The 23,829-nt window shown below is 62.1% G+C and carries 20 protein-coding genes; 10 read left to right on the top strand and 10 right to left on the bottom strand.

Annotated elements, in window-relative coordinates; translation table 11 throughout:
* Positions 1-237: 237 nt before the first annotated feature.
* Positions 238-1,023, bottom strand: a complete 786-nt coding sequence (locus AC1RAC_RS02635) for a DeoR/GlpR family DNA-binding transcription regulator (protein ID WP_054898675.1) — start codon at positions 1,021-1,023, stop codon at positions 238-240.
* A gap of 120 nt (positions 1,024-1,143) precedes the next feature.
* On the opposite strand from AC1RAC_RS02635, the gene AC1RAC_RS02630 reads away from it, so the two are divergent.
* A complete protein-coding gene (locus AC1RAC_RS02630) occupies positions 1,144-2,304 on the top strand; it encodes an alpha-hydroxy acid oxidase (RefSeq protein ID WP_054898676.1) in 1,161 nt (386 codons plus the stop codon).
* 192 nt (positions 2,305-2,496) lie between these two features.
* On the opposite strand, the gene AC1RAC_RS02625 is transcribed toward AC1RAC_RS02630, so the two are convergent.
* Positions 2,497-3,423, bottom strand: a complete 927-nt coding sequence (locus AC1RAC_RS02625) for an alpha/beta hydrolase (RefSeq protein WP_014718173.1) — start codon at positions 3,421-3,423, stop codon at positions 2,497-2,499.
* Positions 3,424-3,588: 165 nt separating this feature from the next.
* On the opposite strand from AC1RAC_RS02625, the gene AC1RAC_RS02620 reads away from it, so the two are divergent.
* The 7 genes from AC1RAC_RS02620 to uvrA all read left to right on the top strand — a co-directional run bounded on the left by AC1RAC_RS02620 (position 3,589) and on the right by uvrA (position 14,983).
* A complete protein-coding gene (locus AC1RAC_RS02620) occupies positions 3,589-4,176 on the top strand; it encodes an NUDIX domain-containing protein (protein WP_034125680.1) in 588 nt (195 codons plus the stop codon).
* A gap of 594 nt (positions 4,177-4,770) precedes the next feature.
* Positions 4,771-5,388 carry a transcriptional repressor LexA gene (gene lexA, locus AC1RAC_RS02615; protein WP_054898514.1) on the top strand — a complete coding sequence of 206 codons (618 nt, stop codon included), beginning with the start codon at positions 4,771-4,773 and terminating at the stop codon, positions 5,386-5,388.
* On the top strand, positions 5,388-6,002 hold the full coding sequence (gene imuA / locus AC1RAC_RS02610; protein ID WP_003191873.1) for a translesion DNA synthesis-associated protein ImuA: 615 nt from the start codon (positions 5,388-5,390) through the stop codon (positions 6,000-6,002). Before lexA ends, imuA begins: the two co-directional genes overlap by 1 nt.
* A 7-nt stretch (positions 6,003-6,009) precedes the next feature.
* A complete protein-coding gene (locus AC1RAC_RS02605; RefSeq protein ID WP_492616108.1) occupies positions 6,010-7,425 on the top strand; it encodes a Y-family DNA polymerase in 1,416 nt (471 codons plus the stop codon).
* Between the two features lie 157 nt (positions 7,426-7,582).
* A complete protein-coding gene (locus AC1RAC_RS02600; RefSeq protein WP_492616107.1) occupies positions 7,583-10,654 on the top strand; it encodes an error-prone DNA polymerase in 3,072 nt (1,023 codons plus the stop codon).
* A 100-nt stretch (positions 10,655-10,754) separates the two neighbouring features.
* Entirely contained in the window at positions 10,755-12,467 is a 1,713-nt protein-coding gene (locus AC1RAC_RS02595) for an ATP-binding protein (RefSeq protein ID WP_034126118.1), read from the top strand.
* Entirely contained in the window at positions 12,464-14,983 is a 2,520-nt protein-coding gene (gene uvrA, locus AC1RAC_RS02590) for an excinuclease ABC subunit UvrA (protein ID WP_492616106.1), read from the top strand. The genes AC1RAC_RS02595 and uvrA overlap by 4 nt, the downstream gene beginning before the upstream one ends.
* Before the next feature lie 115 nt (positions 14,984-15,098).
* Here uvrA and argE read toward each other — a convergent pair whose 3' ends face one another.
* The 5 genes from argE to AC1RAC_RS02565 all read right to left on the bottom strand — a co-directional run bounded on the left by argE (position 15,099) and on the right by AC1RAC_RS02565 (position 19,484).
* A complete protein-coding gene (gene argE / locus AC1RAC_RS02585) occupies positions 15,099-16,241 on the bottom strand; it encodes an acetylornithine deacetylase (protein ID WP_054917132.1) in 1,143 nt (380 codons plus the stop codon).
* A complete protein-coding gene (locus tag AC1RAC_RS02580) occupies positions 16,238-16,915 on the bottom strand; it encodes a DUF1028 domain-containing protein (protein WP_054898520.1) in 678 nt (225 codons plus the stop codon). The genes argE and AC1RAC_RS02580 overlap by 4 nt, the downstream gene beginning before the upstream one ends.
* Positions 16,916-16,926: 11 nt before the next feature.
* Positions 16,927-17,337 (bottom strand): RidA family protein, encoded by a 411-nt coding sequence (locus tag AC1RAC_RS02575; RefSeq protein WP_492616105.1) that lies wholly within the window; start codon positions 17,335-17,337, stop codon positions 16,927-16,929.
* 23 nt (positions 17,338-17,360) lie between these two features.
* Complete coding sequence (locus AC1RAC_RS02570) at positions 17,361-18,692, bottom strand: flavin-containing monooxygenase (RefSeq protein WP_411828871.1); 1,332 nt, start codon at positions 18,690-18,692, stop codon at positions 17,361-17,363.
* A 189-nt stretch (positions 18,693-18,881) separates the two neighbouring features.
* Positions 18,882-19,484 carry a LuxR C-terminal-related transcriptional regulator gene (locus AC1RAC_RS02565; RefSeq protein ID WP_060764843.1) on the bottom strand — a complete coding sequence of 201 codons (603 nt, stop codon included), beginning with the start codon at positions 19,482-19,484 and terminating at the stop codon, positions 18,882-18,884.
* A gap of 182 nt (positions 19,485-19,666) precedes the next feature.
* Here AC1RAC_RS02565 and AC1RAC_RS02560 point away from each other — a divergent pair, with 182 nt between their 5' ends.
* Positions 19,667-21,280: an ATP-binding response regulator gene (locus AC1RAC_RS02560; protein WP_060764842.1), complete on the top strand. Its 1,614-nt coding sequence runs from the start codon at positions 19,667-19,669 to the stop codon at positions 21,278-21,280.
* Here AC1RAC_RS02560 and AC1RAC_RS02555 read toward each other — a convergent pair.
* A complete protein-coding gene (locus AC1RAC_RS02555) occupies positions 21,270-21,605 on the bottom strand; it encodes a hypothetical protein (RefSeq protein ID WP_044273082.1) in 336 nt (111 codons plus the stop codon). The two genes, AC1RAC_RS02560 and AC1RAC_RS02555, sit on opposite strands and share 11 nt — an antisense overlap.
* Positions 21,606-21,781: 176 nt before the next feature.
* On the opposite strand from AC1RAC_RS02555, the gene AC1RAC_RS02550 reads away from it, so the two are divergent.
* Positions 21,782-22,264, top strand: a complete 483-nt coding sequence (locus AC1RAC_RS02550; protein WP_492616104.1) for a GNAT family N-acetyltransferase — start codon at positions 21,782-21,784, stop codon at positions 22,262-22,264.
* Here the strand turns inward: AC1RAC_RS02550 and AC1RAC_RS02545 are convergent.
* Together AC1RAC_RS02545 and AC1RAC_RS02540 are read right to left on the bottom strand one after the other, a co-directional pair.
* A complete protein-coding gene (locus AC1RAC_RS02545) occupies positions 22,248-22,736 on the bottom strand; it encodes an HIT family protein (protein ID WP_236454447.1) in 489 nt (162 codons plus the stop codon). The two genes, AC1RAC_RS02550 and AC1RAC_RS02545, sit on opposite strands and share 17 nt — an antisense overlap.
* 234 nt (positions 22,737-22,970) lie before the next feature.
* Complete coding sequence (locus tag AC1RAC_RS02540) at positions 22,971-23,489, bottom strand: Hcp family type VI secretion system effector (RefSeq protein WP_034126109.1); 519 nt, start codon at positions 23,487-23,489, stop codon at positions 22,971-22,973.
* Between the last annotated feature and the right edge of the window lie 340 nt (positions 23,490-23,829).

Genomic DNA, 23,829 nt, shown 5'->3' with positions numbered 1-23,829 from the left:
CCCCAAATCCCTGTCGAATTCCGGCCAGCGTGGTTTAACGGGGCGCCTGAGATCAAGATCAAAAGCAGATCAAGAGCGGCTCGCTTCGCATCGTGGTTACCGTCTCCAGATGGCCGGCTTGCCCTTTTTGTAGGAGCGAGCTTGCTCGCGAAAAACGCTCAGGCGCCGCGTTCATTCAGGAAACACGCGTTATTGTTGACGTTTTCGCGAGCAAGCTCGCTCTACACAGGGTTTGCATCACTGCACGTCCACCCGCTGCACCTGCAACCCCAACTGTTCATATGCTTGCACCTCCGGCGCGTCCCACTCGGTAATCAGCGTATGAATACGGCTGCAAGGCGCCACCACAAAGGGTTCCACCGCGCCGAGCTTGTCTGAGGTGGTCACGGCGATGACGTGGGACGCGCTGTCGAGCAAGGCTTGCTTGACGGCGACTTCACCAAAATGCAGCGAGGTGATGCCCACTTGCGGGTGCAATGCGCAAACCCCGGTGAACAACAGGTCGGCCTTGACGCTCTGGATCAGCCGCACCGCGTCATGGCCGCCGGTGGAGAGCGTGGCGGGGTTGAGTTGGCCGCCGGCCAGGATCACTTTTATATGCGGATGGTCGGCCAGGGCGATGGCGATCATGGGGGATGGCGTGACCACGGTCAGGTGCAGTGCATGGGGCAAGCATTGTGCGATCTGCAAGGTGGTGGAGCCAGAATCGAACAGCACGATCTGGCCGTCTTCAACCCGCTCCGCCGCCACGCGAGCGAGGTGGCGCTTGACCTCGTTGGTTTCCCCGACACGGGTAAAGAAATCCTTGCCGGTGTCCTTGGGTCGGGGCAGGGCGCCGCCATGTACGCGTTGCAACAGGCCTGCGGCAGCGAGTTCGCCGAGGTCGCGGCGGATGGTGTCCTGGGACACGGCAAAATGCTCGACCAACTCGGAGGCAGTGACCTTGCCGTCGCGTTCCAGCAACAACAAGATCTTCTGTTTGCGCAGGGAAGGCAGGTCGATGGCTTGATGAGTGTTATGCATGTTTGTGCGCTTTATTGCGGGTTTGTGCGAGATTAATCGCCGGCCCATCTAAACGCAACGGCTGGTTGCCCACGCTCCTGCCGGTTACTCTCTGTGTTCAGTTCAGGGAGAGGTGACCCGATGCCGTTGATCACAACCATCGAAGACTTACGCAAGCTGGCGCAAAAACGTGTCCCCCGCATGTTCTACGACTACGCCGATTCCGGCTCCTGGACTGAGAGCACCTACCGCGCCAACGAAACTGATTTTGCGCGTATCAAGTTCCGCCAACGGGTGGCGCGCAATATCGACGAGCGTTCGATCCGCGCCAGCATGATCGGCCAGCACATGGCCATGCCCGTGGCGTTGGCGCCGACTGGCCTGGCGGGCATGCAGCACGCCGATGGCGAAATCCTCACTGCCCGTGCCGCTGCTGCGTTCGGGCTGCGCTACACCTTGTCGACCATGAGTATCTGTTCGCTGGAAGACATCGCCGAGCATGTCGGCCAGCCGTTCTGGTTCCAGTTGTATGTGATGCGCGACCGCAGTTTTATCGAGCAGTTGATCGAGCGCGCCAAGGCGGCCGGGGTGGATGCATTGGTGCTGACCCTGGATTTGCAGATTCTGGGGCAGCGCCACAAGGACTTGATCAATGGTTTGTCCGCGCCGCCCAAGCTGACTCTGCCAAACATTCTCAACATGATCACCAAGCCGCGCTGGGTGATGGGCATGCTGGGTACCCAGCGGCGTGGTTTCGGCAATATCGTCGGGCATGTGAAGGGCGTGGCCGACATGAGTTCGCTGTCGTCGTGGACCGCCCAGCAATTTGACCCGCGCCTGAGCTGGGACGATGTGGCGTGGATCAAGCGGTGCTGGGGCGGCAAGCTGATCATCAAGGGCATTCTCGATGTGGAGGATGCGCGCTTGGCGGCCGATTGCGGTGCCGATGCGCTGGTGGTGAGTAACCACGGTGGCCGCCAGCTTGATGGCGCGCCGTCGAGCATCAGCCAATTGCCGGCGATTGTCGAGGCCGTGGGCAACCGCATTGAAGTGTGGCTCGACGGCGGTATTCGTTCCGGCCAGGACGTGCTCAAGGCCATGGCGCTGGGCGCCAAGGGCACCATGATTGGCCGCCCGCACTTGTATGGGCTGGGGGCGATGGGCGAGGCGGGCGTGACCAAGGCCCTCGATATCATCGCCCGCGAACTGGATGTGTCGATGGCGCTCTGTGGCTATAAGGATATACGCGAAGTGAATCGCGAAATCCTGTTGCCCGGTACCTTTCCTGGAAGCACGGCTTGAGCAAAAAAAACGTAAAAATATAAAAAGAGTTGTCCACGAAAACCGTGGGTATCTCTGTGGATAACTTTGCGAAGGCCCGGCAGCGTTGGCGATTTCAGCGAAGGTCATTATTTGATCAACTTGTATTTCGGGCCAACATGGCCAGGGTTTGCGCTTGACAGCCAAGCGCGAACCCAGTGTCGAAAAGCGTATTTACGAGGCGTTATCACGGCCTGTGGAGTGTGTCACCACCTGGGCAGGCATCTTCGTGCGCATCAGGTTTTCCAGCGCCTGGCCATAGCTGCGTCCGGCGAGGTTCATGCTGTTGTTATGGCTGGCACCGGGCACCAGCAACAGGTGTTTGGGTTGCTGGGCGGCTTCGAATAACTGCTGGCTGAAGCGCGGTGGTACGTAGCGGTCGTCGAGGCCGTGGACCACCAGCAGCGGCATGTGGATGTCGGCAATCTTGTCGATGGAATCGAACTTCTGCGACAGCAACCAGCGCACCGGCAATGAGGTGTTGGCAACGGCCGTGGCGACATCCGCCAGGGAGGTGAACGTGGACTCGATCACCAGCCCACGCACCGGCAATGGCACCTGCTTGCCCAACTCGGCAGCGAGGTCGATGGCGACCGCGCCACCCAGGGAGTGCCCGTAGATCAGGCGTTTGCCGGGGTCTGGTTGCAGGGTCTGGAAACGCTCCCAGGCAATGCGAGCGTCCTCGTACACCGTGGCTTCCGAGGGCAAGTCGCCCTGGCTTTGGCCAAAGCCGCGATAGTCGATGGCCAGGACCGAAAAGCCCAGGGCATGCAGTTGCTCGATGCGAAACAATTGGCCCGTGAGGTTCCAGCGTACTCCGTGCAGGTAGAGGATGGCGGGCGCGTCTTTGTTGGCTGCCGGGTACCACCAGCCATGAATGTTCTGCCCTGCTTTGAAACTGGCGGGCGTGAGTTCGAATTCCTGCACCGCCTTGGGCAGGCCGGTGTACCAGCCGGCGGTTCCCGGCTCGATGCGAAACACAAGTTCGCGCTCCTTGTGTTGCAACACGGCGCAGCCGACCGGCAGGCCGACAATCAACACGGCCATGCACAGCCAGACAAACCAGCGCAGGCCCCGGCGGGGCATAGAAGCAGAAGACATGAAGGTTCCAGAACAAAGATGAAGCACGGGTTTTACCAGATGGCCTGGGCGGGTAGGCATTAATGCGACGGCCGTGACGGATGAAAGTGTTACAGCATTGAACAATCCTCGTGCGGGTTGATAGGGTGGACGGCTTGAACCTGCCCTACCTGCAAAGGCCCACACATGAACAACAGCCCCGTGCGCATCACCGCCGAAGAAACCCTCTCGGACAACTGGTACCTGCTGAAGAAATACAGCTTCGACCTGCGCCGTCGCGACGGCAGTTGGCAAGCCCAGACCCGCGAGGTGTATGACCGGGGCAACGGTGCGACCATCCTGTTGTACAACCGTGAGCAACGCACAGTCTTGCTGATTCGCCAGTTCCGCATGCCCACTTTCGTCAACGATTACCCCGGCTACCTGATTGAAGCGGCGGCCGGTTTGCTCGATAACGCCAGCGCCGAAGAACGCATCCGCCTGGAGGCCGAGGAAGAGACCGGCTATCGCGTCGGGCATGTTGAGAAAATCTACGCGGCGTTCATGAGCCCGGGATCGGTGACGGAGCGGATTCACTTTTTTATCGGTGAATACCAGCCAGGCGACCGAGTGGGAGCGGGCGGAGGCCTGGAAGAAGAGGGCGAGGATATCGAGGTACTGGAGCTGGGCTTTGAGCAGGCACTGGCGATGGTGCAGAGCGGGGAGATTGTGGATGGCAAGACGATTATGTTGTTGCAGCATCTGGAGCTGCGGATGTTGAAAGAGGGGTGGTGAGGTATGCCTTCATGTGCATAGGTATCTACACAACTTTGGCACGACGCTGAATCTGTGGCGAGGGAGCTTGCTCCCGTGACGGCCTGGCAGCCGACACAGATATAACTGATGCCCCGCGATCCAATGTGGGAGCTGGCTTGCCTGCGAAGACGGCCTGACAGTCAACACAGTTGGACCGTGTACATATCCATTCCTGCGGTAACGGCCACTTAGGGTTCCGCTTTTACAGCGGCTCACTTTTGAAAAGCGCAAAAGTAAGCAAAACGCTCTTGCCCCACCACTCGGCACCTCGCCCAGGCTCGGTGTGCCCGTAATCCGCCAGTGATTTGGGGGGCCGCCGCCACGCGCCATCCATGGCGCGGGGCGGCTAAACCGGCATCCCTGCCGGTTTACCCCCCAAATCCCTGTCGAATTCCGGCCAGCGTGGTTTAACGGGGCGCCTAAGATCAAAAGCAGATCAAGATCAAGAGCGGCTCGCTTCGCATCGTTGTCACCGTTGAGCTTACAGACTTAAGTAGATACCTATGCCTTCATGTGGGAGCTGGCAATTAGCAGACTGACGGTTATTGTCAGAAATTTCCCACAGGAGTACAAATGTACTCCATGACAAACCTGACTCCCCGCCGCACCGCCATCCTGACCTTCATTCGCGAGCGCATCGCGCAACAAGGCCAGCCTCCCAGCCTCGCCGAGATCGCCGAGGCGTTCGGCTTCGCCTCGCGCAGCGTCGCCCGCAAGCATGTGGTGGCGCTGACCGAAGCTGGGTTTATCGAGGTCAACCCCAACCAGGCCCGTGGCATTCGCTTGCTCAATCAACCTGCGCGTCCCGAGTGGCTGGATGTACCGGTGCTCGGTCGTGTGGCGGCCGGTCGGCCGATTGGCGCCGATGCCGAGGTGCACAGCCGCTTGCAACTGGACCCCGCCACTTTCGCCAAAACCCCCGATTACCTGCTGCGGGTGCAGGGCGATTCGATGATTGAAGATGGCATTCTCGATGGCGACCTGGTGGGCGTGCGCCGCAGTGCCGAAGCCTTGAACGGGCAGATTGTGGTGGCACGCCTGGACGGCGACGTCACCATCAAGCGTTTCGAGCGCCACGGCGACAGTGTTCGCCTGTTGCCGCGCAACCCGGCCTATCAACCCATCGTGGTGGGGCCCGAGCAGGACCTGGCCATCGAAGGCGTGTTCTGCGGCCTGGTGAGGCAAGGCTGATGGGCGCCGTGGTTGCCCTGGACTCGCTGTTCAATGGCGGGCGAGTCTGGAAGGGCCGGCCCGCCGCGCCCCCGGCCAGCGTGCACCCCACGGGGCTGGCGGCGCTGGATGCGGTGCTGCCCAGTGGCGGCTGGCCGGAATCGGCCTTGAGTGAAATCCTGATGGCCCAGGACGGGGTGGGCGAGTTGCAACTGGTGCTGCCTACCCTGGCGCGCCTGTCGGCCTTGGGCGAGCGCATTGTGCTGGTGGCGCCGCCCTATACCCCCTATCCCCATGCGTGGCAGAACGCCGGGGTGGATGTGCGCCAGCTGTCCATCATCCGGGCCGAGGAGCGTGACGCGTTGTGGGCGGTGGAGCAATGCCTGCGTTCTGGCAGTTGCGGGGCGGTGTTGTGTTGGCCGCGCAAGGCCGATGATCGTGCCTTGCGGCGTTTGCAGGTGGCGGCCGAAACCGGGCAGACCCTGGCGTTTGCCTGGCGCTCCCTGAGCGAGGCGATCAATGCCTCGCCTGCCGCCCTGCGCCTGGCGGTCGAGGCCAGACCCGCGCAAGTGCGGGTGCTCAAGTGCCGTGGCGGGCTGGCCCATCCGGCGCCAATTGCCCTGGCGGGGCATTGAGGTTGCCATGCGTTGGGTGTGTATTGTCTTCCCGCAATTGGCGCTGGACGGGGCACAGCGTGTGCATCCCGAACCCGAGCAGCCGCTGGCGCTGCTGGCCGGCACGCCGCAGCGGCGCGTGTTGCAAACCGTCAACGCCGCCGCCCGCGCCTTGGGCCTGCGCCCCGGGCAATCGTTGACGGCAGCCCATGCCCTGGTCAAGCAGTTTGCCTGTGTCGAATACGACCCGCTGGAGATCGAGCGCCTGCAGCAGTTTCTGGCCGCCTGGGCCTACCGATTCAGCTCCCAAGTCAGCCTGTATTACCCACGGGCCTTGTTGTTCGAGATCGAATCGAGCCTGGGCCTGTTCGGGCCCTGGCCGCACCTCGAGGCGCGTTTGCGCAAAGAGCTGACCGAACTTGGCTTTCGTCATCGCATCGTCGCTGCGCCCAACCCGGCGGCGGCGCGGATATTGGCAAACGGCTACGACGGCCTGGCCGTGGCCGATGACAGCGCCCTGATGCAGGCCCTGGCGTCGCTGCCTGTCGACCGTGCAGGCCTTGAACCCCAAGCCGCCACCGCCTTGTCGCGCATGGGCCTGCGCAGCCTGGCCCAGGTGCAGGCCTTGCCCCGGCATACCCTGGCGCGACGTTTTGACGCCAGCCTGCTCAAGCACCTCGACGCCCTGAGCGGGCAGCGGCCATTGGCCCTGGATTTTTATCAACCGCCCGACCAGTTCGATGCACGCATCGAGTTGAATTTCGATGTGCAATCCCACCAGGCGCTGTTGTTCCCCTTGCGGCGTTTGACCGGCGACCTGTCCGCTTTCCTGTGCGGCCGCGACAGTGGCGTGCAGCGCTTTGACCTGCACCTGGAACACGCCCAGGCACAAGACAGCGTGATCAAGGTGGGCCTGCTCAGCGCCGAGCGCGAGCCTTCAATGTTGTTCGAACTGGCCCGTGGGCGCCTGGAGCAGGTACAGGTCACCGCGCCGGTGCGGGGTGTGCGCCTGGTGGCCGAGGACTTGCCGGTCTTCGTGCCGCAACGCCAGGACCTGTTCGACGACCGCCCGCAACAAACCCTGCCGTGGGAACAGTTGCGCGAACGCCTGCGTGCACGCCTGGGGGATGAGGCGGTGCAGGGCCTGCGTTTTCAGGCCGACTATCGCCCCGAATGCGCCTGGCAGGCTGCGACCGACCACCAGGCGTGCCCGAGCTTGAACAAGGTCCGCCGCCCAGGCTGGTTATTGCCGCAACCGACCTTGCTGGCCGAACACGGCGTACAGATCCTGATGGGTCCGGAGCGCATTGAATCGGGCTGGTGGGATGGCTCCGATGTCCGCCGCGACTATTACCTGGTCCAGACCCGCGCCGGCCAGCAGGGTTGGGCCTATCGCACGGTGGGGCAAGGCGATGGGCTGTGGTTGCAAGGGTGGTTTGCATGAGCATCCCCTCAGCTGGAGCGCACTTACTGTGGCGAGCAAGCTTGCTTGCGCTGGGGTGCGTAGCGCCCCCAATAAAAGCCGGAGACTGCTGCGCAGTCAGCGGGAGCAAGCTCCCTCGCCACAGCAAGCTCGCTCCTACAACAGGGGGTGGGGGCGCATGAATTATGCCGAGCTGCACTGCCTGTCCAATTTCAGCTTCCAGCGTGGTGCCTCCAGTGCGCTGGAGCTTTTCGAGCGCGCCAAGCGCCAAGGCTACAGCGCCCTGGCGATCACCGATGAATGCACGCTGTCAGGCATCGTGCGTGCCTGGCAAGCCGCCAAAGCCGTGGACTTGCCGTTGATTATCGGCAGCGAAATGCACATCGAAAATGGCCCGAAACTGGTGCTGCTGGTGGAGAACCTGAGCGGTTATCAGCACCTGTGCCGGCTGATCACCCTGGCCCGGCGTCGGGCTGAAAAGGGCAGTTATCGCCTGCTACAGGAAGATTTCGAGCAACCGTTGCCCGGCCTGTTGGCGTTGTGGGTGGCGCAAGACAGCGACACCCAGGCCAGCCTCGACTGGCTGCGCCGCACCTTCGACCAGCGTCTGTGGCTGGCGGTGCACCTGCACTGTGGGCAGGACGATGCGCGCCATCTGCAACAGCGCTTGCAACTGGCCCACAGCCTGCAAATCCCTGCCGTGGCCTGCGGCGATGTGCATATGCATGCGCGAGGCCGCCGTGCCCTGCAAGACACCATGACCGCCATCCGTCACCACGTGCCGGTGGCCGAAGCTGGCACGCGCCTGCACCCCAATGGCGAACGCCACTTGCGCAGCCTCGACGCGCTGGCGGCGCTGTACCCCCAGGCCTTGCTGGATGAAACCCTCGCCCTCGCGCGGCGCTGCACCTTCGACCTCGGCCAGTTGCGTTATCACTATCCACGCGAGCTGGTACCCGCGGGGCATGACGCCCAATCCTGGCTGCGCACACTCACCGAAGAAGGCATCGCCCAGCGCTGGCCCGAAGGCATCGACGACAAGACCTTGCAGCAAATCCATCGTGAACTGCAGCTGATCAGCGAGCTGGGTTACGAAAGCTATTTCCTTACGGTGCATGACATCGTGCGTTTCGCCCGCAGCCGTTCGATCCTGTGCCAGGGCCGTGGTTCGGCGGCTAACTCGGCGGTGTGTTTTGCCCTGGGCATCACCGAAATCAACCCGAGCCTTACCAACCTGCTGTTCGAGCGCTTCCTGTCCAAAGAGCGCAACGAGCCGCCGGACATCGACGTGGATTTTGAGCACGAGCGCCGCGAAGAGGTGCTGCAATACGTGTTCCAGCGCTATGGCCGCACCCGTGCAGCCTTGACGGCGGTGGTCAGCAGTTACCACGCCACGGGCGCGGTACGTGATGTGGCCAAGGCCCTCGGGCTGCCGGCGGACCAGATCAACGCCTTGGCCGATTGCTGCGGGCGCTGGAGCGATGAGGCGCCGCCGTTGGAGCGCCTGCGTGAAAGCGGCTTCGACCCGGACAGCCCACTGCTGCGGCGTGTCTTGACGTTGACCCAGCAACTGATCGGTTTTCCGCGGCACCTGTCCCAGCACCCTGGCGGCTTTGTGATCAGCGAATACCCGCTGGACACTCTGGTGCCGGTGGAAAATGCGGCCATGGCCGAGCGCACCATTATCCAGTGGGACAAAGACGACCTCGACGCCGTCGGTTTGCTCAAGGTGGACATCCTTGCCCTGGGCATGCTCAGCGCGATCCGCCGCTGCTTCGATTTGCTGCGCCGACATCGCCACCGGGACTTGAGCCTGGCCACGATTCCCAAGGAAGACCCGGCCACCTACGCCATGATCAGCAAGGCCGACACCATCGGTGTGTTCCAGATCGAGTCGCGGGCGCAGATGTCGATGTTGCCCCGGCTCAAGCCGCAGACGTTTTATGACCTGGTGATCGAGGTTGCCATTGTGCGGCCCGGGCCGATCCAGGGCGGCATGGTGCATCCGTACTTGCGTCGGCGGAATAATGAAGAGCCCACCACCTATCCCTCGCCCGCACTGGAGGCCGTATTGAAACGCACCCTGGGCATCCCGCTGTTCCAGGAACAGGTGATGCAAATCGCCATGGTCGCCGCCGACTACAGCCCCGGCGAGGCCGACCAGTTGCGCCGCTCCATGGCCGCCTGGAAACGCCACGGCGGCCTGGAGCCGCATCAGCAGCGCCTGCGCACCGGCATGCTGAAGAATGGCTACACCGAAGCCTTTGCCGCGCAGATTTTCGAGCAGATCAAGGGCTTTGGCAGCTATGGTTTCCCGGAGTCCCACGCCGCCAGTTTCGCCTTGCTGACCTATGCCAGTTGCTGGCTCAAATGCCATGAGCCGGCGGCCTTTGCCTGCGCCCTGATCAACAGCTGGCCCATGGGCTTCTACAGCCCGGACCAGATCCTGCAGGACGCCCGGCGCCATCGCTTGCAGATCCGCCCGGTAGATGTGCAGGCCAGCGACTGGGAATGCAGCCTGGAGCCCATCGACGGCCAGCAACCGGCGATTCGCCTGGGCTTGCGCATGATCTCTGGGTTTCGCGAGGACGACGGGCGGCGTATCGAAGCGGCGAGGCAGCAGCGGCTGTTCAATGACATCGCTGACCTGGACGCGCGCGCCGGGCTGGATACGCGTGCCCAGGCGCTGCTGGCGGATGCCGGGGCCTTGCGCGCCCTGGCCGGCAACCGCCATCAGGCGCGCTGGGACGTGGCCGGTGTGCATCAGCAACTGGGCTTGTTTGCCGGCCTGCCGAGCCCCGATGAAACGCGGGTGGCATTACCCGAGCCCACGGTAGGCGAAGATTTGCACGCCGATTACGCCACCCTCGGTACCACCCTGGGGCCCCATCCCCTGGCACTATTGCGCGCCGAGTTACGCCGGCGCCGCTGCCGCAGTTCCCAGGAATTGCTGGCGGTGAAGCATGGGCGCAACGTGAGCATAGCCGGGTTGGTCACTGGCCGCCAGCGCCCAGGCACAGCGAGCGGCGTGACCTTTGTCACCCTGGAAGATGAGTTCGGCAACCTCAATGTGGTGGTCTGGCGCGACCTGGCCGAGCGTCAGCGCCAGGCGCTGGTGGGCTCGCGTTTGCTCAAGGTGGACGGCCGTTGGGAGGCGGTAGGTGAGGTGCGGCATTTGATCGCGGGGCGCCTCACCGATTTGACGCCGTTGCTGGATGGAATGGTGGTGCGCAGCCGGGATTTTCATTAGTTCCAGGGGTTTGTGCATTCCTCTGTGCTCAGGATGAAACCATCCACCGCTGGCGCGCTCCAAAACTTGCGACTGTCTTGTCCCTGCACAGAGCTCAATCATGCAATTTTTATCCAACCCCCATGGCTGTGAAGGCTGGGCCGGCGAAATGGCCCAGCGGATTCGCACGTTTGACTGGTCAAGTACCGACCTTGGCCCCTTGGATCAGTGGTCCACGAGCCTGGCTTGCACCGTGCAAATGATGCTCGCCTCACCCGTGCCGATGGTGATGCTGTGGGGGCGGGCGGGGTACATGATCTACAACGACAGCTATTCGGTATTTGCCGGCGGGCGCCATCCCTACCTCTTGGGCACTCCGGTAGAACTGGGCTGGCCGGAGGTGGCCGAGTTCAATCGGCATGTGGTGGATACGTGCCTGGCGGGCGGTACCTTGTCGTTCAATAACAAGGAGCTGGTGTTATCGCGTCACGGCCAACCGGAAAGCGTATGGCTGGACCTCTATTACAGCCCCGTGGCCGGGGACAACCAACAGCCGGCCGGGGTGCTGGCGATTGTGGTGGAAACCACTGAACTGGTGAAGTCCGAGCGGGTGCGCCAGGAGCTCACCCATAATCTGGAGCAACGCGTAGCCGCTGAAGTGCAGGCGCGGTCTGCCGCAGAAGACCAGTTGCGCCAGTCACAGAAGCTGGAAGCGATTGGCGGCCTGACCGGTGGCGTGGCCCATGACTTCAATAACCTGCTGCAAGTGATCGCCGGCAACCTGCATTTGCTCGCCCGGCATGAGCCGGACAATTGTCAGGTGCAACGTCGCGTCACCGCGGCCATCGCCGCCGTGGAGCGAGGGGCCAAGCTGTCGTCGCAACTGCTGGCCTTTGCCCGTCGCCAGCCCTTGTCTCCGGCGGTGTACAACCCGCAGCGCATCTACGCCGGCCTGGGCGAGCTGTTGCAACGGGCGTTGGGGGAAACCATCCATATCGACGTGCAACTGCCCCAGGACTCCTGGTGCATCAATGTCGACCGCAACCAGCTGGAAAACGCGCTGCTCAACCTGGCGATCAACGCCCGCGATGCCATGCAAGGCGAGGGTGTGATTCGTATCACCGGGGAAAACGTCATCCTCAACCCGGACGATTGCATCGGTAAAAGCATCAAGCCCGGCGAATACGTGCGCCTGGCAGTGGCCGACACCGGCGTGGGCATGTCCGAGGCGACCCTCAAGCGCGCATTCGAACCCTTCTTTACCACCAAGCGCGAAGGCCACGGCACCGGCCTGGGGTTGAGCATGGTGTTCGGTTTTGTGCGCCAAAGTGGCGGGCACGTGGACATGTGGAGCGAGGAGGGCAAGGGCTCGGTGGTGCAGATGTATTTCCCCCACTGCCTGGAGCCTGAATGCTTCGACGACTACAGTGATGCGGACCTGCAAGGCGGCGGCCAGGAAACCATCCTGGTGGTCGAGGACAACGAAGGCGTGCGCCTGACGGTGGTCGAGTTGCTGCAGCAATCGGGTTATACCGTACTGACCGCCGAGGATGGCGACCGCGCGATGCAAGTGTTGCAGCGCGGCGTGTCGCCGGACCTGATCTTCACCGATGTGGTGATGCCGGGTCGGGTCAAGAGCACCGATCTGGCCACCTGGGCCCGCGCGCAGAACCCGCCGGTGCCGGTGCTGTTTACCTCGGGCCACACCCGCGACATTCTGTCTTCCAATCATCTGCTCAGCGCCGATATCCACCTGCTGAGCAAACCCTACAGCCCCGATGCCCTGACCCAACGCGTGCGCAGGGTGCTAAGCGCAAGACAAGGTTGCCCATGACTTCACAGCGCAACATCCCACCGCTCACCGCCCGGCAAACGGGCTTTGTCAGGGTGCGTGGCGCCCGTGAACATAATTTACGCAATGTCGATGTGGATATTCCCCGGGACGCCCTGGTGGTGTTTACCGGCGTGTCTGGCTCCGGCAAATCGTCCCTGGCGTTTTCCACGGTGTACGCGGAGGCCCAGCGCCGCTATTTCGAATCGGTGGCGCCCTATGCGCGGCGCTTGATCGACCAGGTCGGCGTGCCGGACGTAGACAGCATCGAAGGCTTGCCGCCTGCCGTGGCCCTGCAACAGCAACGGGGTACACCCAGTGCGCGCTCGTCGGTGGGCAGTGTCACCACCTTGTCGAGCTTGATCCGCATGCTCTATTCCCGCGCCGGCCGCTATCCGAAAGGGCAGGCCATGTTGTATGCCGAGGACTTCTCGCCGAACCTGCCCCAGGGAGCGTGCCCGCAATGCCACGGCCTGGGCCGCGTGTATGAAGTGACCGAAGCGCTGATGGTGCCCGATCCGTCCTTGACCATCCGCCAGCGTGCAGTGGCGTCCTGGCCGTTGGCGTGGCAGGGCCAGAACCTGCGCGACATCCTCGTGACCCTGGGTTATGACGTGGACATCCCGTGGCGCGAGCTGCCGAAAAAGCAGCGCGACTGGATCCTGTTCACCGAAGAAACCCCCACCGTACCGGTGTACGCCGGCTTCACCCCGCAGCAGACCCGCGAGGCGTTGAAACGCAAGTTGGAGCCCAGTTACCAAGGCACCTTCAGCGGCGCTCGGCGCTATATCCTGCACACCTTCGCCCACACCCAAAGCGCGCTGATGAAAAAGCGTGTATCGCAGTTCATGCAAGGCAGTGCCTGCCCATTGTGCGAGGGCAAACGCCTGAACCAGGCGGCGTTGTCGGTGAAGTTTGCCGGGGTGGATATCGGTGAGCTGTCGCAATTGTCCCTGGCGCAATTGGCCGAGTTGTTGCAGCCGGTGGCCGCGGGGCACGACACGATGAAGCTGTCGGTGGAAAAACGCCTGGCGGCCCAGCGCATCGCCCAGGACCTGCTCGAACGGGTCAACACCTTGATCGAACTGGGCCTGGGCTATCTGTCCCTGGAGCGCAGCACGCCGACCCTGTCGTCCGGGGAACTGCAGCGTCTGCGCCTGGCTACCCAATTGGGCTCGCAGTTGTTCGGTGTTATTTATGTGCTCGATGAGCCTTCGGCGGGCCTGCACCCGGCGGATGGCGAAGCATTGTTCACCGCGCTTGATCGTTTGAAGGCCGCGGGCAATTCGCTGTTTGTGGTGGAACATGACCTGGAAACCATGCGCCGCGCCGACTGGCTGATCGACGTGGGCCCGGCTGCCGGCGAACATGGCGGGCAAGTGCTGTACAGCGGGCCGCCCGCAGGGTTGGCGGATGTCGAGGCCTCGCAGACCCGCGAATACCTGTTTGCCTCACCTCGCCCGGCCAATGTGCCAAGCCGCGAGCCGGCCGGTTGGCTGAAGCTCAAAGGCGTGACGCGAAACAACCTGAAAGATTTGAACGTGGATTTCCCGCTGGGCTGTTTCACCGCGGTGACGGGGATTTCCGGCTCGGGCAAATCCAGCCTGGTCAGCCAGGCGCTGCTGGAATTGGTGGGCACGGGCCTGGGGCGTGTGCTGGAAAGCGACGATGAACCGAGCCTGGAAGATGCTGCACCGCAAGCCAGTGGCGGGCGCATCAGCGCCGGGCTCGAGCACATTCAGCGCCTGGTGCAGGTGGACCAGAAGCCCATCGGCCGCACGCCGCGTTCCAACCTGGCGACCTACACCGGGCTGTTCGACAACGTGCGCAAACTGTTTGCCGCCACGCCAGCGGCCAAGAAACGCAATTACGATGCCGGGCAGTTCTCCTTCAACGTCGCCAAGGGCCGTTGCCCGAACTGTGAGGGTGAAGGTTTTGTCAGCGTTGAATTGCTGTTCATGCCCAGCGTGTACGCGCCATGCCCGACCTGTCACGGCGCGCGCTATAACCCCGACACCCTGGCGATCAAATGGCAGGGCTTGAACATCGCCCAGGTGCTGGGGTTGACGGTGGAGCAAGCGGTGCAGGTGTTTGCCGAGCAGCCGGGCATCCTGCGTTCGTTAGTCGTGCTGCGCGATATCGGCCTGGGTTATCTGCGCCTCGGGCAGCCGGCCACCGAGTTGTCGGGCGGTGAGGCACAGCGCATCAAGCTCGCTACCGAGTTGCAACGCAATGCCCGGGGCGCCACCTTGTATGTGCTGGACGAGCCGACCACCGGGTTGCACCCCAGGGATGTCGATCGTTTGCTCAGCCAACTGAACCAGCTGGTGGATGCGGGGCATACGGTGGTTGTGGTGGAGCATGAAATGCGCGTGGTGGCCCAAAGTGACTGGGTGATTGATATCGGGCCGGGAGCAGGGGACTTGGGCGGGAGAGTCGTGGCGTGTGGGGCGCCGCAGAAAGTGGCCAAGAGCAAGACCAGCCGGACTGCGCCGTTTCTTGCTCGGGAGCTGGCCTGACTGGAGGCTGGCCTTTTGTGGGAGCTGGCTTGCCTGCGATGATGGCCCCCAGCCGACCCCTATCTGCCTGATCCAACACGATCCATTTGCATTGTCTGTGGAAGCAGTGTTTGGCTCAGCGGATCGAGTCCAGCATGCGCCCCAACATGGCATCACATCCCGCCAACTGCGCTACGCTCACAAACTCATCCGGCTTATGCCCCTGCTCCATGCTCCCGGGCCCGCATACCACGGTGGGAATGCCTGCCGCATCAAACAGCCCGCCTTCGGTGCCAAACGCTACGGTGCCGAACGCTTGCGAGCCGCAAAACGCCGCAATCAGCTGCGCCGCCTGGCTGTGCTCATCCGTGACCAGCCCCGGGTAGGCCGACAGCTCTGTGAACCGAATGGAGCTCTGCTTGCTGACCGCCTGCATACGCGGCAGTACCTGCTGCATGGCGTACGCTTGCAGTTCTTGAGCGACTTCAGCGGGGTCCGAGGCGGGCAGGGCGCGTACTTCAAAGTCAAAGCGACAATCGGCCGGGACGATGTTCAATGCCTTGCCACCACTGATCAGGCCGGTCTGTACCGTGCTGAAAGGTGGGTTGAAACGTGGGTCCTGGTGCGAACGCAAGCGCTGGCCGATGCGCCCGAGTTCGCAGATCAGATCGGCGGCATGTTCGATCGCATTCACCCCCGAGGGCGCATACGCCGAATGACATGCTTGACCCTGTATGTCGCAGCGCATCGCCAACTTGCCCTTATGACCCAACACCGGTTTGAGTTCGGTCGGTTCGCCGATGATGCACAGCATGGGTTTCACCGGGCGCTGTTCCAGAACAGCGAGCAATGAGCGTACGCCCAGGCATCCGACTTCTTCATCGTAGGACAGGGCGATATGCACCGGCAGGCGCAACGGTGTTTTGACCAGTGCGGGTACCAACGCCAGTACGCACGCGATATACCCCTTCATGTCGGCGGTGCCGCGCCCGAACAGCTTGCCGTCACGCTCGGTCAACGTGAACGGCGGCAGGGTCCAGGGTTGCCCATCCACTGGCACCACGTCGGTATGCCCCGACAGCACGATACCTGGCAGCTCAACCGGGCCGACGCTGGCAAACAGGTTGGCCTTGGTGCGTTGCGCGTTGTAGACCAACTCGCTGGCGATACCAAACCCGGCCAGGTAATCGCGCACAAACTCGATCAACTGAAGGTTGGACTCACGGCTGGTGGTGTCGAAGCCCACCAGCGTTTCCAGCAGGTCGCGGCTGCGGCTCATCGCTCGTCTCCGGCCACGCCGTAGCCGGGGGAGCGGTCGGGGGCGAGGGCGCGATCGATATAGTCCTGTACCTGTGGGCGGTAGGCGTCCCAGAGTTTTTGCAATTCGCCAATCGGCGCTTCGTCGGCCCAATCCACGCGCAAGTTGATGATCGGCCAAGTCAACTCGCCCACCACCACCAGCGCGGCGGAATGCACCGGGCCGGCTTCGCCACCGGCGGCGATGGCGGCATGCATCGCTGCCAGCAACCGGTCTGCGAGCTGGCCTTCGCCCTGTTCAAAGGCCGAGACCATCGCGGTGATGACTTCACGGTCGGCGAGCATGTTGCCCGCCGCCACGCATTGCTCGCCCGATACCGCGTGATGGGTACCCAGGGTCTGGCTGCCGCTGAAATGCACGCTGCGGCCCAGGTGGTCAATCGCCGTCAGTTGCCGATACTGACTGTAGCCGTTGCGGGTGAGTGCTTTGTCCACGGCATCGTCTGGGGCCAGGCCCTGTTCCAGCCCGTCGAGCACGTCTGGGCCGAGGGCCGGCAAGGTGATGTTCTGGGTCGATACCGCGCCCACGCCGGGCCGCAGCCATGGGCAGCGAGCGCCTACGGCGATACTTGATGAGCTGATGGCAACGCCCAACTGGCCGGTTTCCGCGCAGCGGCCAACGATTGAAAAGGTCATGGCTAGCCTCCTTACTCTGGGATAACCGCGATCACATCGATTTCCATCAGCCACTGCGGCTGGCCCAGGGCCGAGACCACCAGCCCGGTGGAAATCGGGAATACGCCCTTGAGCCACTTGCCCACTTCCTGATACACCGGCTCGCGGTAGCGTGGGTCGATCAAGTAGGTGGTGGTTTTGACGATGTGGCTGAGGGCGCTGCCGGCTTCTTCGAGCAGTTGCTTGACGTTTTTCATCGCCTGTTCGGCCTGGGCCCGAGGGTCGCCGAGGCCCACCAGGTTGCCATCGAAATCAGTGCCCACCTGGCCGCGTACATACACGGTGTTGCCGGCGCGCACGGCCTGGCACAGGTCGTTATCCAGGCTCTGGTTGGGATAGGTTTCTTTGGTGTTGAACATGCGGATGCGAGTGTGAGTAGGCATCAAAAAACTCCAGGAAAAAGTGATCAGGCGCTGACAGGGGTCTGGCGGGCAACCGGCGCAGCTTCGCGGTACTCGAGGTACTGACGCTGGATAGCGATATGGTCGGCTACGTATTTGGCGTCGTGCCACACCCCCCAGATAAACGACGAGCCACGCCGCGATTGCCATGGCAAACCGAGGAAGTAGATGCCGGCTTCGCTGGATACACCACGTTGGTGTTGCGGCTTGCCGGCGGCGTCGAAAGCGTCCACCTGTAGCCAGCTGTAGTCCACGGCAAACCCGGTGGCCCAGATGATCGAGGTGATGCCCGCTTCGGCCAGGTCCAGCGTCAGGATTGGCTGCTTGATGCATTCAGCGTCGGGAAACACGCGACGTGCTTCGGGCTCCTGGGGCAGGTCGAGACCATTGCGTTCGACATACGCGTCGGCCGCGTCCAGCAGGGCCAGGTAGTTCTCATCCCCGCGTGCCAGGTTTTCCACCAGGTTGGGTTGGAACGTCGCCACTGTGCCGTCGAAGGCTTGGGTCAGGCCAACCAGGGTCATGCCTTGCTGGGCCAGTTCACGGAAGTCGATGGTCTTGCCGCCGTGGGCGCCGCTCACAGCAATGGTCACGTGTTCACGGCCAGGTTTCATCGCCGCCTGGTCCCACTCGCCCAAAACCCCCAGCCACCAGCAGAAATCCCGGTTGCGATAGGCGCGGGGCGGGCGGTCATGGGCGCCTACCGACAGGTAGACCTGGCGACCGGCGCGCTGCAGTTCATCGGCGATTTGTACGCCGGAAGAACCGGCGCCCACCACTAATACGGCGCCCGCCGGCAGTTGCCCAGGGTTGCGATAGTCGGCGGAATGGATCTGGTGCAGAGCCGTGCCTGTCGGCGCTATGCCTGGAATCACGGGCTTCTGGAATGGCCCGGTGGCGGCGACCACGCGGTTGGCTTCGATCACACCTTCACTGGTGTGCACGGTGAAGCCGGGGCGGCCGATGTTACGTACCACTGACGTCACGTCCACGCCAGTGCGGATCGGCGCATTGAATTTGCGTGCGTAGGCTTCAAAGTAATCGGCGACACGCTCTTTTGGCGCGAAGCCATCGGCAGGGACGTCGTCGAATTCCAGACCGGGGAAGCGGTCATGCCAGGCCGGGCCGTTGGCGACCAACGAGTCCCAGCGCCCGGTGCGCCAGCGTTCGGCGATACGGCTGCGCTCCAGCACCAGGTGCGGCACGCCTTGCTTGCTCAAATGCTCGCTCATGGCCACGCCAGCCTGACCTGCGCCCACTACCAGCGTGTCTATTTTTGTTATTGCTTGAGTCATGTGTCTGTCCTTGCGTAATGCAGTTGGATTCAGCTTGGGCATGACGTCAAGTTAGGGGGCGGGCGGTGATTAATAAAATATTATTAAGTTGGGAATTGAGCATAAATATCGGATGCAGAGGGGGCTGTAGGAGCTAGCTTGCTCGCGAAAAACGTCAACGCTAACGCGTGTTTTCTGAGTCAACGCGGCGCCTGTGGTTTTCTCGCGAGTAAGCTCGCTCCTACAAACAGCTTAGAGCTCTCCGGAGTACTTCACCGCCGCCGCCGCCCGCGACGGTACCTTCAGACTGCGCAGCAGGGAGGACACATGAATGCGCACGGTAAACGGCGAGATATCCAGGGCCTTGGCGATTTCCTTGTTGGTCTTGCCCTGGGCAATCAGGCGCAACACTTCCTGCTGGCGGGTGGTAAGGGTATGAGTGTCCAGCGGCAGCAGGCCCGACGGCGCGAACTTGACCAGCACTTCGCCGGCGCGTATCGCCAGCAGCGCCTGGCCGATCTCATCCGGGGCGATGTTCTTGCCGATAAAACCGTCGACGCCCGAGGCCATGACTTGTTCGATCAGCGCAGGGTCGTCGACCATCGACACCACCACCAAGGTGGTGCGTCGCAGTTGCTGGCGCATTTCGGCCAATTGGCTGATGCAGGTCAGGCCGGGAAAGCGCAAATCGAGGATCAGGGTATCGACCTCGCCCGCCTCGCGCAGCAACGTATTCACCGTGGCCAGGTCGCCGGCCTCTTGCACCTGGGCGTCGGGCAGCAAGCGTTGCACGGTGCGCGCCATGCCTTCGCGAAACATGGGGTGGTCGTCGGCGATGATGATCCGGCCGGTCATGGTGAGCTCCTTCCTGGGGCCAGGTTGTGTCGAGGCATGCTACTTTATTTACTGTCGGCGCAGGAGCGAGCTTGCTCGCGAAGCACGCCCAGGCACCACGTACTTCCAGGTAAAACGCGTTGTCGCTGACGTTTTTTCGCGAGCAAGCTCGCTCCTACAGATGATAGGTCAAGGATATGACGATGAGCCCCGAGACTAACTCCGAACTCGATCAGGCTAATCTGCGCATCGTGGTGGCCAGCATCGCTATCGTTTACATCGGCGTGCTGGGCTTTTTGCCTGGGCAGTCGTTGGACACCTATCTGCCGGTGATCCTGTATATCTTGCTGTTCCTGCTGGCATCCATCGTGTTGCGCCAGGTGATCGCACGCTGGCCTGGGCATTATCCGGCGCGGCGGATCTTCGGCATGATCCACGACTACACGGGCACTTCGTTCGGCCTGGTGATGGGCGGTGAGGCGGCATTGCCGCTGTATGCGGTGATGGTCTGGGTGAACCTGGGCAACGGCATGCGCTACGGTTCGCGCTACCTGGCAATCGCGACGGGGCTGGCGTTGCTGGCGCTGTTGATCGTGTACCAACTCACGCCGCTGTGGCAGGCGCAACCCTTCATGATGCTGATGCTGATGATCACCAGCACAGTGATCCCGGTGTACGCCCATATCCTGTTGGAGCGCACACGCAAGGCTTCCGAGCAAGCCATCGCCGCCAACCTGGAAAAGTCGCGCTTTCTTGCCCAGGCCAGCCATGACCTGCGCCAGCCGATCCACTCCATCGGCCTGTTCACCGCCTGCTTGCGCGAAGCCCGCTTGGGGGAGGACGAACAGCGCCTGGTGGACAATATCGACCGCTCTTTGCTTAACGTGTCGCAATTGTTTCGTTCGATTCTCGACCTTTACACCCTCGACAACGGACGCCTGTTGCCCAAATACCAAGTGATTCACCTGGGTGACTTTCTCGCCGACCTGGTGCGCCAGAACGCCGAGGCTGCGCGTTGGGCTGGAGTGCAGTTGCGCTTGCGCGCCTGCGCTCACTGGGTGCTGGTCGACCCGGCCATGTTGGCAACGATGGTGCAGAACCTGCTCTCCAATTGCTTCAAATACGGCGCGCAACGACCAGTGCTGATCGGTGTGCGTGTTCGCGATAACGGCTTGGTGGTGGAGGTGCACGACCAGGGGCGGGGCATTGCCAGGGAGCATCTGTCAAAGGTCTTCGAAGAGTTTTATCGCGTGCGCCAACTGCGTGACAAGGACGTTGAAGGCGTGGGCCTTGGGCTGTCCATCGTCAAGCGCCTGGGGCAGTTGATGGGGTTGCAGGTGAGTCTGCGTTCGCGGGTGGGCCATGGCACCTCAGTGAGTCTGCATGGCCTGGCCCTGGCCACCGCGCCGCGTCGACCGGCAGTGCGTGACGATGCTCGCCAGGCCGGTCTGCTCAGCGGTCTGAAAGTGTGCCTGGTGGAGGATGACTACAACGTGCTGCTCGCCACCCAAGCTTTGCTCGAGCGCTGGGGGTGCGAGGTGCAGGCCGAGTCCACGGGGCAGGGCTTGGTCAGCGACTGCGACATCATCGTTGCCGACTACGATCTGGGCAACCATGCCACCGGCATTGAATGCATCGACCAGCTACGCGAACAACGCGGCTGGGCGGTGCCAGCGCTGATCCTCACCGGGCACGATGTGGAGAAAATCCAGGCCGCGTTGCATGATCGGCAGATCGCTATCCTCTCCAAACCGGTACGCCCTGCGGAGCTGCGCGGCACCCTGCGTGAGCTCAGTCAGGAAAAAATTACTGCATGAACGGCGTCAACCCATTGCCTTTGGCGCCCTTGGGCATGCAGTAGGCCGCGGGCTTCATCAGGCCGAAGCTGGCAATCGCGAACGCGCCGCCGCTCGCACCGCTGGGCACGGAGCAGTTGTACTCGCCGGAGGCTGTGTTAGCGACGTAGTAGGTGGTCATGGAGTCGCTGCGCACATTGGAAATACGTTTTACCGGCTCGCCCAGATTGGTTTCCGAAAGCTTCTTGAGATGATCTTCGGTGGGCTTGATATTGCTGCAACCGGCGACGCCGATGATCAAGGCGCCCAGCAGGGCAAGACGAGTGACAGGGGAGTGGAGTTTCATGGTGCTTCTTCCTTGGGGTTGTTTTGGTTTTTCCAACGCGCAAAGAACCCGCGCGCATTGAGTGCGCGGTGTGGGTGAGAACGTTGGAAGTGCCGCGGAATATAGCGCCGCCGTGGGGTGGGGTCGATTAGCACAAATGGGCTAGTGGCAGTTTGAGGTCATGGAAGGAGCTTGCGATGCTGGAGATAAAACGTGCCACGCCGGATGACGCCGAGCGTGCGTTCGAGATTCGACGCGAGGCCATTCGCGGCCAATGCATTGGCGCCTACAGCGCTGAGCAAATGGTGCTCTGGACCCGAGGTCACGCCAGCGATGGCTACAGCGTGTTGATGGAAAAACAGTTCTACATGGGCTGGCTGAATGACGAGCCTGTCGCCACCGGTATGCTCGATCTTGCCGACGGTGAAATAGGGGCCTTGTTTGTATTGCCTGCTTACATGGGGCAAGGCCTTGGCAAGGCAATGCTTGCTCATCTGGAAGGCGTGGCACGCCAGCAAGCGATTGAACAGGTTGTGCTGGATGCGACCTTGAATGCGGTAAGTTTTTATAGAGCGTGCGGGTATGTAGGCGATGAGCAAGCGGTGTATCGCTCTCCGTCCGGGTTGGTGCTGGCGTGTGTGCCGATGGTGAAGCGGCTGCGGGTTATGAGCCCCGCTTGAATGCAGCGCGCAATTGCTCGATCACCTGCGCCACCCCTGGCCCTTGAACCTGCGGCGGGGTTAGGCTCTCGCCAAACTCTCGCCATACAAACAGGGTCAGTTCAGCGCCATCGGTCAGGGGTTCGAGGGGCGGCGTACCGAAAGCGTACAGCGAGCGGTAGCGTTCGTCCTGCCAGAACGCTCGCTCCACCCAGTCATAGACAGGAATGAAGTGAAAGTGCAGCGGGAAACCCGGCATATGTCCGTAGCGGCTGATATATAGCCACTTCGGCTGGAGCTGGGCTTGCATCACTCGTTGGATGTTGGCGAGCAAACCGCCCATTTCGGCCAGTGCGGCTTCTGGCATGTCAGCGAGGGAGTCAACCGGTACCTTGGCGCCAAGCATCAGGTAGCCCGGCAGCTTCGACGCCAGGTGGTGGTTGAGCTGCCAGTGCTCGGTCTGGTGAAGGATGAAGGCCGGGTCGATGTGCATACGCGCGCGTCCGTGTGGGCGGGAGCGCCAGGATAACAAAACTGCGGGCTTGCTCGCGAAGGCGGCCTGATAGCCGACCAGATGTCAGATCAGACCGCGTACATATCCGTTATTCAGGTAACGGCCACCTAGGGTTCCGCAATGGCGGCGGCTCACTTTGCAAAAGCGGCAAATCAAGCAAAACGCTCTTGCCCCACTACTCGGCACCTCGTTAGCGGGGCCCTATCGCCCTGCTTAGCCGCCGGCCACTGGACTGCGCCAGTCGTCCGAACCGGACGTCCCGGCGACCTCGTGAGTCCAGATGATCTTGCGATAGCTGAAGTGCACGTCCTCCAGATGGGTGAAGTGGGCGTTGTCGGGGTCCTGGCAGTTGGGCATGCGCGATTGGATGTCCACGATGGTCGCGCCTTCCAGTTCAATGGTGAAGTAGTGCTCCAGGGTCCCGGAGGAAGAGTTGCGCAGCCATTCCAGCCGGCAGGACACTTCTTCGCCGGTAGTCAGGGCGCTGAACAGCAAGGGTGAGGATTTATCGAAAACCTTGCTGATCATCAGCGGTTTGTGCACGCGCTGACCGGTTGGCTGGCCGGATTGCGGGTCGCGAGGAATGATCACCTGGTGGGCAAATGCTTGTACCAGTATCTGGTCCTCATGACCTTCCTGATAAATGCTGCCTACCGAGTCCTGAGTAAATGTGCCTGCCGTAATCAAACCTTGTTTGACACCGGTGATGGAGAGATACGCGGGTGTTGGCATGACGGGTTTCCTTGCCTGATTGAGTAGGTATTGCCGAACAGCAAAAGCGCTGAAGGGGCAGAGGCCTATAACAAGAAGCGTGCCTGAAAGTATGAAAGCCAATGAAATAAAGACCAAGGCGGCTCTGTGTTCGTTTGTTCAGAGCTTATTGTCGAGCGGTAGGTGGATTTCAGCGCTATTAGTTTCACGCCTGCGCGCACTTAGTTGCTCATGCCCTATAAGTTGTAAATGCGCGGCTGTCGGAGATAAAGCGTGGTTTTTTCCGATGAAGAGGTGCGCAAATAGTTGCGCATTCCTTTATTTGTTGGGTGTGTAGGACGTTTCTTAAGTTCCGTTCCGT

The organism is Pseudomonas sp. GW823-FHT02F05, from assembly GCF_058797315.1.
The sequence above is the reverse complement of the archived record's forward strand: the minus strand, read 5'-3'. Positions and strand labels throughout refer to the sequence as shown.

What these genes read in the sequence shown, in the direction of transcription:
- AC1RAC_RS02635 (WP_054898675.1), bottom strand. Translation starts at nt 1,023, where the DNA reads ATGCATAACACTCATCAAGCCATCGACCTGCCTTCCCTGCGCAAACAG.
- AC1RAC_RS02630 (WP_054898676.1), top strand. Translation starts at nt 1,144, where the DNA reads ATGCCGTTGATCACAACCATCGAAGACTTACGCAAGCTGGCGCAAAAA.
- AC1RAC_RS02625 (WP_014718173.1), bottom strand. Translation starts at nt 3,423, where the DNA reads ATGTCTTCTGCTTCTATGCCCCGCCGGGGCCTGCGCTGGTTTGTCTGG.
- AC1RAC_RS02620 (WP_034125680.1), top strand. Translation starts at nt 3,589, where the DNA reads ATGAACAACAGCCCCGTGCGCATCACCGCCGAAGAAACCCTCTCGGAC.
- lexA (WP_054898514.1), top strand. Translation starts at nt 4,771, where the DNA reads ATGTACTCCATGACAAACCTGACTCCCCGCCGCACCGCCATCCTGACC.
- imuA (WP_003191873.1), top strand. Translation starts at nt 5,388, where the DNA reads ATGGGCGCCGTGGTTGCCCTGGACTCGCTGTTCAATGGCGGGCGAGTC.
- AC1RAC_RS02605 (WP_492616108.1), top strand. Translation starts at nt 6,010, where the DNA reads ATGCGTTGGGTGTGTATTGTCTTCCCGCAATTGGCGCTGGACGGGGCA.
- AC1RAC_RS02600 (WP_492616107.1), top strand. Translation starts at nt 7,583, where the DNA reads ATGAATTATGCCGAGCTGCACTGCCTGTCCAATTTCAGCTTCCAGCGT.
- AC1RAC_RS02595 (WP_034126118.1), top strand. Translation starts at nt 10,755, where the DNA reads ATGCAATTTTTATCCAACCCCCATGGCTGTGAAGGCTGGGCCGGCGAA.
- uvrA (WP_492616106.1), top strand. Translation starts at nt 12,464, where the DNA reads ATGACTTCACAGCGCAACATCCCACCGCTCACCGCCCGGCAAACGGGC.
- argE (WP_054917132.1), bottom strand. Translation starts at nt 16,241, where the DNA reads ATGAGCCGCAGCCGCGACCTGCTGGAAACGCTGGTGGGCTTCGACACC.
- AC1RAC_RS02580 (WP_054898520.1), bottom strand. Translation starts at nt 16,915, where the DNA reads ATGACCTTTTCAATCGTTGGCCGCTGCGCGGAAACCGGCCAGTTGGGC.
- AC1RAC_RS02575 (WP_492616105.1), bottom strand. Translation starts at nt 17,337, where the DNA reads ATGCCTACTCACACTCGCATCCGCATGTTCAACACCAAAGAAACCTAT.
- AC1RAC_RS02570 (WP_411828871.1), bottom strand. Translation starts at nt 18,692, where the DNA reads ATGCCCAAGCTGAATCCAACTGCATTACGCAAGGACAGACACATGACT.
- AC1RAC_RS02565 (WP_060764843.1), bottom strand. Translation starts at nt 19,484, where the DNA reads ATGACCGGCCGGATCATCATCGCCGACGACCACCCCATGTTTCGCGAA.
- AC1RAC_RS02560 (WP_060764842.1), top strand. Translation starts at nt 19,667, where the DNA reads ATGAGCCCCGAGACTAACTCCGAACTCGATCAGGCTAATCTGCGCATC.
- AC1RAC_RS02555 (WP_044273082.1), bottom strand. Translation starts at nt 21,605, where the DNA reads ATGAAACTCCACTCCCCTGTCACTCGTCTTGCCCTGCTGGGCGCCTTG.
- AC1RAC_RS02550 (WP_492616104.1), top strand. Translation starts at nt 21,782, where the DNA reads ATGCTGGAGATAAAACGTGCCACGCCGGATGACGCCGAGCGTGCGTTC.
- AC1RAC_RS02545 (WP_236454447.1), bottom strand. Translation starts at nt 22,736, where the DNA reads ATGCACATCGACCCGGCCTTCATCCTTCACCAGACCGAGCACTGGCAG.
- AC1RAC_RS02540 (WP_034126109.1), bottom strand. Translation starts at nt 23,489, where the DNA reads ATGCCAACACCCGCGTATCTCTCCATCACCGGTGTCAAACAAGGTTTG.